This is a genomic window from Pseudomonas sp. MBLB4136, from assembly GCF_051904765.1.
In the GTDB taxonomy this organism is placed as follows: Bacteria; Pseudomonadota; Gammaproteobacteria; order Pseudomonadales; family Pseudomonadaceae; genus Aquipseudomonas.
The window spans coordinates 3,852,744-3,865,216 of the sequence record NZ_CP196713.1; the positions used below are offsets into that span (position 1 = coordinate 3,852,744).

At 67.7% G+C, this 12,473-nt stretch carries 10 protein-coding genes; 5 read left to right on the top strand and 5 right to left on the bottom strand.

Annotated elements, in window-relative coordinates; translation table 11 throughout:
• Nucleotides 1-174: 174 nt before the first annotated feature.
• From ACSX1D_RS17545 to ACSX1D_RS17555, 3 genes are all read left to right on the top strand, one after another.
• Nucleotides 175-4,425, top strand: coding sequence for a sensor domain-containing protein (locus tag ACSX1D_RS17545; RefSeq protein ID WP_439859723.1), 4,251 nt, complete (start codon nucleotides 175-177; stop codon nucleotides 4,423-4,425).
• A gap of 111 nt (nucleotides 4,426-4,536) precedes the next feature.
• On the top strand, nucleotides 4,537-5,790 hold the full coding sequence (glyA, locus tag ACSX1D_RS17550; RefSeq protein WP_439859724.1) for a serine hydroxymethyltransferase: 1,254 nt from the start codon (nucleotides 4,537-4,539) through the stop codon (nucleotides 5,788-5,790).
• 144 nt (nucleotides 5,791-5,934) lie between these two features.
• Nucleotides 5,935-6,303, top strand: coding sequence for a PilZ domain-containing protein (locus ACSX1D_RS17555; protein ID WP_439859725.1), 369 nt, complete (start codon nucleotides 5,935-5,937; stop codon nucleotides 6,301-6,303).
• Nucleotides 6,304-6,343: 40 nt separating this feature from the next.
• Here ACSX1D_RS17555 and radA read toward each other — a convergent pair whose 3' ends face one another.
• Complete coding sequence (radA, locus tag ACSX1D_RS17560; protein WP_439859726.1) at nucleotides 6,344-7,708, bottom strand: DNA repair protein RadA; 1,365 nt, start codon at nucleotides 7,706-7,708, stop codon at nucleotides 6,344-6,346.
• 211 nt (nucleotides 7,709-7,919) lie between these two features.
• Nucleotides 7,920-8,168: a YdcH family protein gene (locus ACSX1D_RS17565; RefSeq protein WP_439859727.1), complete on the bottom strand. Its 249-nt coding sequence runs from the start codon at nucleotides 8,166-8,168 to the stop codon at nucleotides 7,920-7,922.
• A gap of 265 nt (nucleotides 8,169-8,433) precedes the next feature.
• Between ACSX1D_RS17565 and mscL the strand changes: the two genes are divergently transcribed.
• Nucleotides 8,434-8,841, top strand: coding sequence for a large-conductance mechanosensitive channel protein MscL (gene mscL, locus ACSX1D_RS17570; protein ID WP_439862358.1), 408 nt, complete (start codon nucleotides 8,434-8,436; stop codon nucleotides 8,839-8,841).
• Between the two features lie 30 nt (nucleotides 8,842-8,871).
• Here the strand turns inward: mscL and ACSX1D_RS17575 are convergent, their stop codons facing one another.
• Nucleotides 8,872-9,648, bottom strand: a complete 777-nt coding sequence (locus ACSX1D_RS17575; protein WP_439859728.1) for a ferredoxin--NADP reductase — start codon at nucleotides 9,646-9,648, stop codon at nucleotides 8,872-8,874.
• A gap of 88 nt (nucleotides 9,649-9,736) precedes the next feature.
• The gene (locus ACSX1D_RS17580; RefSeq protein ID WP_439859729.1) at nucleotides 9,737-10,732 is read right to left on the bottom strand and encodes a TRAP transporter substrate-binding protein; all 996 of its coding nucleotides are present in this window, start codon (nucleotides 10,730-10,732) and stop codon (nucleotides 9,737-9,739) included.
• A 367-nt stretch (nucleotides 10,733-11,099) separates the two neighbouring features.
• Between ACSX1D_RS17580 and ACSX1D_RS17585 the strand changes: the two genes are divergently transcribed.
• Entirely contained in the window at nucleotides 11,100-12,224 is a 1,125-nt protein-coding gene (locus ACSX1D_RS17585) for a methyltransferase (protein WP_439859730.1), read from the top strand.
• Between the two features lie 101 nt (nucleotides 12,225-12,325).
• Here ACSX1D_RS17585 and ACSX1D_RS17590 read toward each other — a convergent pair whose 3' ends face one another.
• A complete protein-coding gene (locus tag ACSX1D_RS17590; protein WP_439859731.1) occupies nucleotides 12,326-12,469 on the bottom strand; it encodes a DUF2474 domain-containing protein in 144 nt (47 codons plus the stop codon).
• Between the last annotated feature and the right edge of the window lie 4 nt (nucleotides 12,470-12,473).

A 12,473-nucleotide genomic window follows, 5' to 3' on the forward strand; every position in this document is an offset into this window, starting at 1 on the left:
CCCGCGCGCGTGCGGCAAAACTACCGGAATGCGCTGCACAGGGCAAACAGCGCTCGTCGGTTGGCCTGGCACTTTGCCGAGGTTGTGGCATGCTAGCCGACTTTCGCTGCCCACTCGGACGTGGACGCTCAATGCTGCCGGCATCAACCGGACCGTAGCTGCTGGATCTGACCCATGGCGACAGCCGTTCCACTCCCCTTCCCGAACACGCCGGGCGAGCCGCCGGCGACGCGTCCTCTGCGGAGCTCGGTCAAGGGCGCACTGGTGGCCCTGGTACTGGGCATGCTTGCCTTGCTGCTGTGGCAACTGCACCTCCAGGCGCGGCAGATGGAGGACAGCCAGCGCCAACTCAACCACGAATTCAACGCCCAGCTGGCCAACCACCTCGGCCTGAGCATGGACCTCAAGGCCCGCGCCGGCCTCGCGATGCTCAGCCCCTTCAGCCGTCCTCCCGCCACGCCCCCCCAGCGCGCAGCGGTACTGGACAGCCTGCGCGCGGTCTTCCCGAATGTGCTGAGCCTGGCCTGGCTCGGCCCGCGCGGCGGCATCCTCGGCGACAGTGCGCCCCAGGCAAATGACGCCCGCTTTCTCGGCCAGCTGTTCCGGCGCAGCCAGGGGGCCCCCTACCACTACGCCTTCAGCCCCCACGACGAGGGGCGCATCTACCTGCTCCTGCGCCAGGCCGGGGACGACGCCCCAGGCGGCTACTGGGCATTGCGCATGAGCACCGCGGCGCTGCGTGAATGGCTCTCCGAGCACCGCCAGGGCGACTACCAGTGGCTGCTCGAGGACAGCCTGGCGCAGCGCCTGATCGTCAGCAGCCAGGAGCGCCCGAGCCATGCCGCGAGCAGATTCCCGCCGGTGACCGCCGAAGACCTGGCCCAGAGCATCCTGCTGACCCCGCTCAATGGCAGCGACTGGCGACTGCGGGCGCTGTTCAACGAACGCAAGGTGCGCGCACAACTGCTGCCACAACTGGCGGGCAAATTCGCCCTGTTCACCCTCTGCACCCTGCTCACCCTGGTCGCCCTGTATCGCCTGCTGCGCGAGCAACGCCGGCTGCACGAGCTCAACGCCGCCTCGCGACGCTCGCTGCACCAGGCCGCCAGCGCCCTGGGCGCCGTCGAGGAGCGGGTGCTGGTGACCGACGGCAACGGCCAGATCAGCTACCTCAACCCCCAGGCCGAGGCGTTGTTCGGCCTGGCCAGCCGGGACGCGCAGAACCTGCACCTGCTGGACCTGCTGCCCCATCTCGACCCGTTGCTGCTGCACCACACCGCCTTCCATAGCGAGCAGGGCCCAGATCTGGTGGAGATCCAGCAAGACGCCAGCCGCCGCCTGTTCGCCATCAGCCGCAGCGACCTCGGCGAGGACGGCCGGCACCTGGGGTTCGTCTGGGTGCTGCGCGACGTCACCGAGGAACAGCACGCCACCCGCGTGCTGAAGGAGACCCGGCGGCGCTACCAGGACATCTTCGAAGGCACCGGCACCGCGCTGTGCGTGCTCGACCTGGCCGACCTGCACGACTACCTGCGCCAACTGCAGCTGCGCGACGGCGCCGAGCTGAGCCGTTGGTTACAGGCCAACCCCCGGCGCCACGGCGAACTGCTGCAACGCCTGCGCCTAACCGAGACCAATCAGGTGGCGCTGCGTCTGCTCGGTGTGAGCAGCGCCGAACAGGGTTGGCAGCACCTGATCAACAGCAGCCCGCTGCGCCCCGGCGGTTTCCGCATGCAGTTGCTGGCTGCCCTGCTGGAAAACTCCGGGCTGCTGGAGATGGAGCAGCGAATCCGCACCCCCCAGGGCCAGGAGCGCCACCTCTGGCTGGTCCTGCGCCTGCCGGACAATCCGGAGGATCTGCATGCGGTGACCCTGAGCATCAGCGACGTCACCAGCCGCAAACGCATCGAACTGTCCCTGGTCGAGCGCGAGCGCTTCTGGTCCGACGTGGTGCGCGCCGTGCCGGACACCCTCTACGTGCATGACGTGGCCAACCGCCGGGTGCTGTTCAGCAACCACCACCTGGGCCTGCAACTGGGCTACAGCCAGGTCGAGCTGAAGTGCATGGGCGAGCGTTTCTGGGAGCATATCCTGCACCCGGACGACAGCGACTACTACTGGCGCCTCCGCAACCTGCAGCAGGTGGTCGGTGACGGCGTGCTGCTCGACGCGCAGCTGCGCTGGCGGCGCCAGGATGGCGCCTGGCGTTGGTTCAGCATTCGCGAGCAGGCCCTGCAGCGTGACGCGAACGGGCGGGTCGGCCGCCTGCTGGGCATTGCCAAGGACATCACCGAACAGATCGAACGCAGCGAGTCGCTGCGCACCGGCGAACAGCGTTACCGCCTGCTGGCCGAGAGCATCAGCGACGTGATCTTTTCCACCGACAGCAGCCTGCAGCTGAGCTACGTCAGCCCCTCGGTGCAGACGGTGCTGGGTTTCACCGCCGAAGCGGTACTGAGCAGCGGTTTCCGCGAGCTGGCCAGCAACCCGGCGCAACTGACCGAGTTGGACCTGCTGCTGGAGCAGGTGCGCGATGGCCTCGGCACGCCCCAACGCGTGGCCGAGCTACGCCGGCAGCTGCAACCGAAAGTGTTCGTGTTCGACTGCCTGCGCGCCGACGGCCGCAAGATTCCGGTGGAACTGCGTCTGGTGCCCATGTGGGACGAGCACGGCCGCTTCGAGGGCCTGCTCGGCGTCGGCCGCGACATCGCCCAGCAACGTCGCGCGGAGAAGGAACTGCGCATGGCCGCCACGGTGTTCGAACACTCCACCGCGGCGATCCTGGTCACCGACCCGGCCGGCTATATCGTCCAGGTCAACAAGGCCTTCAGCCGGGTCAGCGGCTACAGCTCGGCGCAAGTGCTCGATCAGCTGCCGGGCATGCTCACCGCCGACCAGCAGCAGGCTGGCCACCTGCGTTACATCCTCGGCCAGCTCAACCAGCGCGGCAGCTGGGAGGGCGAGGTATGGCTCAAGCGCCGCAACGGCGAGAGTTACCCGGCCTGGGTCGGCATCACCGCCGTGCAGGACGAGGACGGCGACCTGGTAAGCTACGTGTGCTTCTTCAGCGACATCAGCGAGCGCAAGGCCAGTGAGCAACGCATTCACCGCCTGGCCTACTACGACGCCCTGACCCAGCTGCCCAATCGCACGCTGTTCCAGGATCGCCTGCACACCGCCCTGCAACACGGCGAGCGGAACCGCGAGTGGGTGGTGCTGATGTTCCTCGACCTCGACCGCTTCAAGCCGATCAACGACTCACTGGGCCACGCCGCCGGCGACCGCATGCTCAAGGACGTGGCCGCACGCCTGTCGGCCTGTGTCGAAGGCGACGACACGGTGGCGCGCATGGGCGGCGACGAGTTCACCCTGCTGCTGCAGTCGTCGGCCAGCCGCGAGGCCGCGATGAACCGGGCGATCCACGTGGCCGAGCAGATTCTCGCCAGCCTGGCCCGGCCCTTCGTCCTCGAGGGCCGCGAGTTCTTCGTCACCGCCAGCATCGGCATCGCCATGAGCCCCCAGGATGGCGACGAGCTGAGCCAGCTGATGAAGAACGCCGACACCGCCATGTACCACGCCAAGGAGCGCGGCAAGAACAACTTCCAGTTCTACCAGGCGGACATGAACGCCAGCGCCCTGGAGCGCCTGGAGCTGGAGAGCGACCTGCGCCACGCCCTCGGCCAGGGCGAGTTCGTCCTGCACTACCAGCCGCAGTTCTCCGGCAACGGCCAGCGCCTGACCGGCGTCGAGGCGCTGCTGCGCTGGCAGCACCCACGTCGCGGCCTGGTGCCGCCGGATGATTTCATCCCGGTGCTCGAGGAGCTCGGCCTGGTGGTGCAGGTCGGCGACTGGGTGCTGGCCGAAGCCTGTCGTCAGCTCAAGCATTGGCACCAGGCGAAGGTCCGCGTGCCCAAGGTGTCGGTCAACCTGTCGGCCCGGCAGTTCGCCGACGGCGACCTGGATCGGCGCATCGCCGCGATCCTCGCCGACAGCGGCGTACCGCCGGCCTGCCTGGAGCTGGAGCTGACCGAGAGCATCCTGATGCAGGACGTGACCGGCGCCCTGGGCACCCTGGCCGACCTCAAGCGCCTGGGCCTGTGCCTGGCGATCGACGACTTCGGCACCGGCTACAGCTCGCTGAACTACCTCAAACAGTTCCCCATCGACGTGCTGAAGATCGACCGCAGCTTCGTCGACGGCCTGCCCGACGGCGAGCAGGATGGGCAGATCGCCTGCGCCATCATCGCCATGGCCCACAGCCTCAATCTGGCGGTGATCGCCGAGGGCGTGGAGACTCAGGAGCAGCTGGATTTCCTGCGCGAGCATGAGTGCGACGAGGTGCAGGGCTACCTGCTGGGCCGGCCCATGCCGGCCCAGCAGTTCACCGCCCAGTTCGGCGGTGCCGCCCTGTTCATGCTGGGCTGATGAGCCCCGCTTGTGCAGCCCATGACCGCCATTCACGCCCCGCGCGCGCCGCGATGGGGTAGAATTCGCCCCCTCTTTCTACCGCCCAGCTGATTCTCAGGGGATTGCCATATGTTCAGCCGTGAATTGAACCTCGCTCGTTTTGACGCCGAATTGTTTGCCTCGATGGAGCAGGAAGCCCAGCGTCAGGAAGAACATATCGAGCTGATCGCCTCGGAAAACTACACCAGCCCGGCAGTCATGGAGGCCCAGGGCTCGGTACTGACCAACAAGTACGCCGAAGGCTATCCGGGCAAGCGTTACTACGGCGGCTGCGAATACGTCGACGTGATCGAGCAGCTGGCCATCGACCGCGCCAAGCAGCTGTTCGGCGCCGACTACGCCAACGTCCAGCCGCACTCCGGCAGCCAGGCCAACGCGGCCGTGTACATGGCCCTGCTCAACGCCGGCGACACCGTGCTGGGCATGAGCCTGGCCCACGGTGGTCACCTGACCCACGGCGCCAGCGTCAGCTTCTCCGGCAAGCTGTACAACGCCGTGCAGTACGGCATCGACGGCAACGGTCTGATCGACTACGACGAGGTCGAGCGCCTGGCCGTGGAACACCAGCCGAAGATGATCATCGCTGGCTTCTCCGCCTACTCCCAGGTCCTCGACTTCCCGCGTTTCCGCGCCATCGCCGACAAGGTTGGCGCCTACCTGTTCGTCGACATGGCCCACGTCGCCGGCCTGGTCGCCGCCGGCCTCTACCCGAACCCGGTGCCGTTCGCCGACGTGGTCACCACTACCACCCACAAGACCCTGCGCGGCCCGCGCGGCGGCCTGATCCTGGCGCGGCAGAACGAGGAGCTGGAGAAGAAGTTCAACTCCGCGGTGTTCCCGGGCGGCCAGGGCGGCCCGCTGGAGCACGTGATCGCGGCCAAGGCGGTGTGCTTCAAGGAAGCCCTGCAGCCCGAGTTCAAGGCCTACCAGCAGCAGGTGGTGAAGAACGCCCAGGCCATGGCCAGCGTGTTCATCGAGAACGGCTACGACGTGGTCTCCGGCGGCACCCAGAACCACCTGTTCCTGCTCAGCCTGATCAAGCAGGAGATCACCGGTAAGGACGCCGACGCCGCCCTGGGTCGCGCCTACATCACGGTGAACAAGAACTCGGTACCGAACGACCCGCGCTCGCCCTTCGTCACCTCGGGCCTGCGCATCGGCACCCCGGCCGTGACCACCCGCGGCTTCCAGGAAGGCGAGTGCCGCCAGCTGGCCGGCTGGATCTGCGAGATCCTCGCCAACCTGGGCGACGAGGCCGTGGAAGGCCGCGTGCGCGAGCAGGTCAAGGCGCTGTGCGCCAAGTTCCCGGTGTACGGCAACTAAGCCGCGCCAGGAACACGGAAGCCCGCCAATCGGCGGGCTTTTTCATGGTCGCGAAGCGGCACCGATGGCCGGCGCCCGGCAAGAATGCCGAGCCAGTCGCGGCGGCCTTGGCTATAGTGGACGCATCCGTCCGGGAGTCTGTAGATGAGTGATACCAGCCAAGAGCGTCGGCGCTTCCAGCGCATTGCCTTCGACGCACCCACCGAGATCGTCCAGGGCGCCCAGCGCTGGCCGGTCGAACTGCACGACCTGTCGCTCAAGGGCCTGCTGGTCAGGCGCCCGACGGACTGGAGCGGCGACGCCGAGCAGCCCTTCGAGGCGCAGGTCAACCTGGGTGGCGATATCCGCGTGCGCATGGAGGTGCTGTTGACCCGCGCCCAGGACGAGCTGCTGGGTTTCAGCTGCCAGCATATCGATCTCGACTCGATCAGCCACCTGCGCCGCCTGGTCGAGCTCAACCTCGGCGACGAAGCCCTGCTCGAGCGGGAACTGGCCGCGCTCGGCGGCGACTAGCCGGCACCCGCGGCCGCGCCGCCGGGCGCGGCGTGCGGCCCTACTCGAACAAGGCGTCCAGCGCCTGCTCCAGGCGCGTCACGGCGATGACCCGCAGCCCCGCCGGCGCCTCCTTGGGAGCATTGCCCCGGGGCACTATGGCGCGCTTGAAGCCGTGCTTGGCCGCCTCCTTGAGGCGTTCCTGGCCGCTCGGCACCGGGCGGATCTCCCCGGACAGGCCCACTTCGCCAAACACCAGCAAGTCATTAGCCAAAGGCCGGTTGCGCAGGCTGGAAATCACCGCCGCCATCAGCGCCAGGTCCGAGGCGGTCTCCAGCACCTTGACCCCGCCGACCACATTGAGGAACACGTCCTGGTCGTAGGTGGGAATGCCGCCGTGCCGGTGCAGCACCGCCAGCAGCATGGCCAGGCGGTTCTGGTCCAGGCCCAGGGTGACGCGGCGCGGGTTGCCCAGGTGGCTGGTGTCGACCAGCGCCTGCACCTCCACCAGCATCGGCCGGGTGCCCTCCCAGGTGGCCATGACCACGCTGCCCGGCACCTCCTCCTGGGCGCGGGTGAGGAAGATCGCCGAGGGGTTGGTGACCTCCTTGAGGCCCTTGTCGGTCATGCCGAACACACCCAGCTCGTTGATCGCGCCGAAGCGGTTCTTCACCGCGCGCAACAGGCGCAGGCGGCCGTCGGATTCACCCTCGAAATACAGCACGGTGTCGACCATATGCTCGAGCACCCGCGGCCCGGCCAGGGCGCCTTCCTTGGTCACATGGCCGACCAGGAAGATCGCCGTGCCGCTCTGCTTGGCGAAACGCACCAGCAGGGCCGCGCTCTCACGCACCTGGGCCACCCCGCCGGGGGCCGACTGCAGCTGCTCGGTAAAGATGGTCTGGATCGAGTCGATCACCATCACCTTGGGTTTTTCCAGGCGCGCGGTGGCGATGATAGCCTCGATATTGGTCTCGGTCATCACCTTGAGCTTGTCCTCCGGCAAGCCCAGGCGCCGCGCGCGCATGGCCACCTGCTGCTGGGATTCCTCACCGGTGACGTAGAGCGCAGGGAAGCGCGTGGCGATGTTGCACAGGGTCTGCAGCAGGATGGTCGACTTGCCGATGCCCGGGTCGCCGCCGATCAGCACCACCGAGCCGTCCACCAGGCCACCGCCGAGCACCCGGTCCAGCTCGCCGGAGGCGGTGGAAAAACGCGGCATTTCCTCGACGCTGACCTCGGCCAGGGTCTTGATCTGCGCCTGCTGGCCGGCCCAGCCGGTGCGCCCGCTGGGGGTGACGGCATTGGCCTCGAGGACGGTTTCCACCAGGGTGTTCCAGGCGCCGCATTCGCCACATTGGCCGGCCCACTTGGGAAAGGTCGCGCCGCACTCGGTGCAGCCGTACATGCGCTTGGCCTTGGCCATCTCGGACTCCGTCAGACGAAAGCGCGCATCATAGCCTGTCGCGCCAGCCGAACGGGATGATCCGCCGCGATGGCCTGCAGCGGCCCGCCCGGGGCACAAACGCATGTAGGCCGGGACAGGCCTGCTTCGGAGGAGGGATACCTCGAATGGAGAAGAGGGTCTATCCAAGGGTCGACGCGCCAGGCCAGCACCCCAGCCTGCGCGCCGCCAATCAGCTGCCGGCACCGTTACTCAGCATCGACGCGACTTCGTCTTTCAAGCTGACACGCTGCATCTTCAGGCCCAGCAGCTCCATCTCGTCCATGGCCACCCGACCGTCTTCTATTTCGTAGATGCGCTTGTCCAGCTCCTCATACTCCCGGACCAGCCGGGCGAAATGTCCATCAGCCTGGAGCAAGGCGCGCATCTGGCTTTCGAACTGCGGGAACTCACGGCTGAGCGGATGAGTTTGCAATGGCATGGCGGCATCCTCCGGTGGGGTTGGGGGTTGGCTTTACCATCAGCCTAGCTCAGCGGCGAAGGCAGCGCTTGCGCGGCCACTCTAGAGACTCCCGGCGAGCTGGCCGCCCTGCGCGAGATGGGGTGGAGCGGTTCCACGTCCACCTGTTTGCCAAGCCCGGTTGCGAGTCGCGCGCCGAGCGCCCCTGCGCCGATTGACGCCGAGCCGGCAAGGCCGTCGCGGCTGGCTACACTCAGGCCATCACATACAGAGGGTGGGCATGGGCATGAGCGTTCTCGGCGAGTTCAAGAGTTTTGCCATCAAGGGCAATGTGGTCGACATGGCGGTGGGCATCATCATCGGCGCCGCGTTCAGCAAGATCGTCTCGTCCTTCGTCGCCGACCTGGTCATGCCGCCACTGGGCCTGTTGATCGGCGGGGTGGACTTCACCGACCTGGCCATCGTGCTCAAGGCCGCGCAGGGCGATGTGACGGCCGTCACCCTGAACTACGGCAAGTTCCTGCAGACGCTGTTCGACTTCACCATCATCGCCTTCGCCATCTTCATGGCCATCAGGATGCTGAACAGGCTCAAGCGCGAGGAAGAAGCCGCGCCGGAGAAGCCCAAGGCGCCGACCCCGGATCAGCAGCTGCTGAGCGAGATCCGCGACCTGCTCAAGGCCCAGCAGAAGTAGCCCGCCGCCGGCCGCCCTGCTCAGCAAGGCCTACCAGTAGTTCTCCACCGCCACCTGGCCCGGTCGACGGGTCAGGCTCAGGTGCAGGCCGCGCTGTTTCAGGAGGGCGCGGGTGTCGTCGATCATCTGCGGGTTGCCGCAGAGCATCAGCCGGGAATGTTCGGGACTCAGCTCGACGCCGGCGGCCCGCTCCAGTTCGCCGCTTTCCAGCAGGGTGGTGATGCGCGCATGCAAACAGCCTGGCGCCTGCTCGCGGGTGACCAGCGGCAGGTAGGTCAGCCGGTCTGCGTACTCGGCCAGGTGCTCCAGCTGGCCGATGCCCCGGATCAACTCCTGGTAGGCCAGCTCGCTGGCGGTGCGGGCGCTGTAGACCAGGATGATGCGCTCGAAACGCTGCCAGGCCTCGAAGTCCTGCAGCAGCGAGAGAAACGGCGCCAGGCCGGTGCCGCTGGCCAGCAGCCAGAGATCGCGGCCATCGGCGAAGCGGTCGAGGGTGAGGAAGCCGAAGGCCTGCTTGTCCACCAGCAGGCGGTCACCGGCCTTCAGGCGGCTCAACTCCGAGGTGAACTCGCCGCCCGGCACGACGATGGAGAAGAACTCGAGGAACTCGTCGTGGGGCGCCGAGACCATCGAGTAGGCGCGCCAGACCAGCGAACCGTCGGCCTTCTGCACGCCGAGGCGGGCGAACTGCCCGGCGCGAAAGCGGAACCCCGGATCGCGCGAGCAGCGCAGGCTGAACAGGCTCGGCGACCATACGTGCACATCGCTCAGGATCTGGCGGGTGAACTTCTCCTCGCTGACGGTCATTTGGCCGACTCCAGGTCATCGCAGTGACTTCAGTGTCCCGCAAAGCGCGGGCGATAAACACCCTCGCACACTGCGGCCATTGCCCGGCTCAGCGGCGGTTGACGGTCTGCGCCGCGCGCAGCACATCGGCGCCGATCTGCGCCTCGTAGCGCTGCCACAGCGGCTCCATCGCCTGACGCCAGGCGGCCGTCTCGGCCGGGCTCAGCTGCACCAGTTCGGCCTTGCCGGCCGCGAGCAGCTGCGCCCGGTCGCGCTGATTGAGCTGTTCCGCCGAACGGCCGACCGCATGGCTGACCTCCTCGATGATCGCCTCCAGCTCCGAGCGGGTGCGAAAGGGTATGCCGTTCCAGAACGTCGAGTTGCTCACCAGCATGTAATTCAATGAGCCATGGGCGGTCTCGGTGATGAAGGGCTGCACGCTGTCCAGCTGCTGGCTACGGATGTTCGACCAGGGGTTCTCCGCCCCTTGCACGGCGCCGCTCTGCAGCGCCGCAAAGGTCTCGGCGAACGGCAGCTTGAGCGCCCGGGCGCCGAGCAGGTCGAACTGGGCCGCCAGCACGTCCGAGGGCTGGATGCGGAAGGCCAGGCCCTTGGCGTCCGCCGGCAGGCGCAGCGGGCGCGTGGCCGACAGCTGCTTCATGCCGTTGTTCCAGTAGGCCAGGCCGTGGATGTTGTGCTGGGCCATCGAACGCAGCAGCTCGCGGCCCTTGTCGCGCTTCTGGAAACGCTTGACCGCCGCCAGGTCGTCGAACAGGAACGGCAGGTCGAACACCTGCAACTGCTGGGTGTACTGGCCGAACTTGGACAGCGAGGGCGCCAGCATCTGCACCTGGTTGCCACGCAGCGCCGCCAGTTCGTCGGCATCGCCGAACAGCGTCGAGTTCGGGTACACCTCGACCCTCACCTCCCCCGCCAGACGCTCCTCCACCAGTTTCTTGAACAGCAGCGCACCCTGGCCCTTGGGCGTGTCCTCGGCGACCACATGGGAGAACTTGATGACGATCGGCGCCTGGTCCTGCCCCAGCGCGGCCGGGGATGCCAGCAGCAGGGTGGAACAGAACAGGGCCAGCAGGGGTTTGAACATCGACTTTCCTTAATGCAATGGCAGCCCGTGGCACCCGCGCTCGGCAGGGGTGCCATCGGTTCGATTGATTGTGAGCTGACGGATCGGCTGTGCCCCGCGGGCGCAGGATCGTCATGGGCTACCGGGTCGTATCCGCACCTGGTGCACGGAGGCCCGATTATTATTGGCGCGCTGCCAGGGGGCTCGCGGTAGCGCGTGCAGCCGCCCTGGTCGGCGGGGGCGGCATTCTTCGGCATAGGTCGCCGAGGCACAAGGGCGGTTTTGCCGGACCATTTCTCAGTTTCGAGACTTTTCCGGCGCTTGCGCCGACAATGGCGGCCGCGGCGCCGACGATCCGCCCTTGTCATCCAGCAACTCCGAGTGACCGATGCCCCTATTCACCAGCCCCTTCGCCCAGCTCGACCTGATCCGCCAGCCCGACCAGGCCAACGAGCCCTTGCAGGCCTTCGACGCCGCCGACGAATACCTGCTCAAGCACCTGCACGAGCAGGGCCTGGCCGGCGACGCCCGGGTGCTGCTGCTCAACGACAGCTTCGGCGCCCTGGCCGCCAGCCTGGCCGGGCACGCCCGGGTGACCAGCAGCGGCGATTCCTACCTGGGGCAGCTGGGGCTGACGGTCAACCTGGCGCGCAACCAGCTGCCGGCCGATGCGGTCAGCTTCGTGCCGGCCAGCGAGACGCCCCAGGGGCCGTTCGACTGGGTGCTGATCCGCGTGCCCAAGACCCTGGCGCTGCTGGAGGAACAGCTGATCCGCCTGCACGGCCAGCTGGCGCCCGGCGCCCGGGTGGTCGCCGCGGCCATGGTCAAGCACCTGCCGCGGGCCGCCGGCGACCTGCTGGAACAATACATCGGGCCGGTACAGGCCTCGCTGGCGGTGAAGAAGGCCCGCCTGCTGCTGGCCACCCCGCAGGAGAAGGCCAGGCCGCTGTCACCCTACCCGAGCCGCTACCGCCTCGAGCAACCGCCGCTGGAGCTGCTCAACCATGCCAATGTGTTCTGCCGCGAGGGCCTGGATATCGGCACCCGCGCCTTCCTGCCGCACCTGCCGAAGCACCTGGGTCGCATCCGGGTGGCCGATCTCGGCTGCGGCAACGGCGTGCTCGGCATCGCCTATGCCCTGGCCAGCCCCCTGGCCGAGCTGACCCTGGTGGATGAGTCCTATATGGCGGTGCAGTCGGCGACTGAGAACTGGCTCGCGGCCCTGGGCGAACGGCCGGCGACCATTCGCGCCGGCGACGGCCTGGCCGAGCAGGAGGCGGACTCCCTGGACCTGGTGTTGTGCAACCCGCCCTTCCACCAGCAGCAGGTGGTGGGGGATTTTCTCGCCTGGCGCATGTTCCAGCAGGCCCGCGCGGCGCTGATCAAGGGCGGCGAGCTGTGGATAGTCGGCAACCGCCACCTGGGCTACCACGCCAAACTCAAGCGCCTGTTCCGCGGCGTCGAGCAGGTGGCGGCCAATCCCAAGTTCGTGGTGCTCAAGGCGATCAAATAAACCAACGGGCCGCCGACCCGTAGGGTGCGCCATGCGCACCTAGGCGCCCCCATAGACGCTTGGTGCGCACGGCGCCCCCTACGCTATCGGGCCGATGGCCTTCAGGGCGTGCCCAGCCCCGCAGCACTCATGAACAGGCGCAGCAGCCCGGCCACGGCGCCGAGCGCCAGCAGGCTGGCGGCCCAGATCAGCACCAGCCAGGCCAGGCGCTGCCACAGCGGTTTCTTCTCCTGCGTTCCGCTCATTGCC

What these genes read in the sequence shown, in the direction of transcription:
- ACSX1D_RS17545 (WP_439859723.1), top strand. Translation starts at nt 175, where the DNA reads ATGGCGACAGCCGTTCCACTCCCCTTCCCGAACACGCCGGGCGAGCCG.
- glyA (WP_439859724.1), top strand. Translation starts at nt 4,537, where the DNA reads ATGTTCAGCCGTGAATTGAACCTCGCTCGTTTTGACGCCGAATTGTTT.
- ACSX1D_RS17555 (WP_439859725.1), top strand. Translation starts at nt 5,935, where the DNA reads ATGAGTGATACCAGCCAAGAGCGTCGGCGCTTCCAGCGCATTGCCTTC.
- radA (WP_439859726.1), bottom strand. Translation starts at nt 7,708, where the DNA reads ATGGCCAAGGCCAAGCGCATGTACGGCTGCACCGAGTGCGGCGCGACC.
- ACSX1D_RS17565 (WP_439859727.1), bottom strand. Translation starts at nt 8,168, where the DNA reads ATGCCATTGCAAACTCATCCGCTCAGCCGTGAGTTCCCGCAGTTCGAA.
- mscL (WP_439862358.1), top strand. Translation starts at nt 8,434, where the DNA reads ATGAGCGTTCTCGGCGAGTTCAAGAGTTTTGCCATCAAGGGCAATGTG.
- ACSX1D_RS17575 (WP_439859728.1), bottom strand. Translation starts at nt 9,648, where the DNA reads ATGACCGTCAGCGAGGAGAAGTTCACCCGCCAGATCCTGAGCGATGTG.
- ACSX1D_RS17580 (WP_439859729.1), bottom strand. Translation starts at nt 10,732, where the DNA reads ATGTTCAAACCCCTGCTGGCCCTGTTCTGTTCCACCCTGCTGCTGGCA.
- ACSX1D_RS17585 (WP_439859730.1), top strand. Translation starts at nt 11,100, where the DNA reads ATGCCCCTATTCACCAGCCCCTTCGCCCAGCTCGACCTGATCCGCCAG.
- ACSX1D_RS17590 (WP_439859731.1), bottom strand. Translation starts at nt 12,469, where the DNA reads ATGAGCGGAACGCAGGAGAAGAAACCGCTGTGGCAGCGCCTGGCCTGG.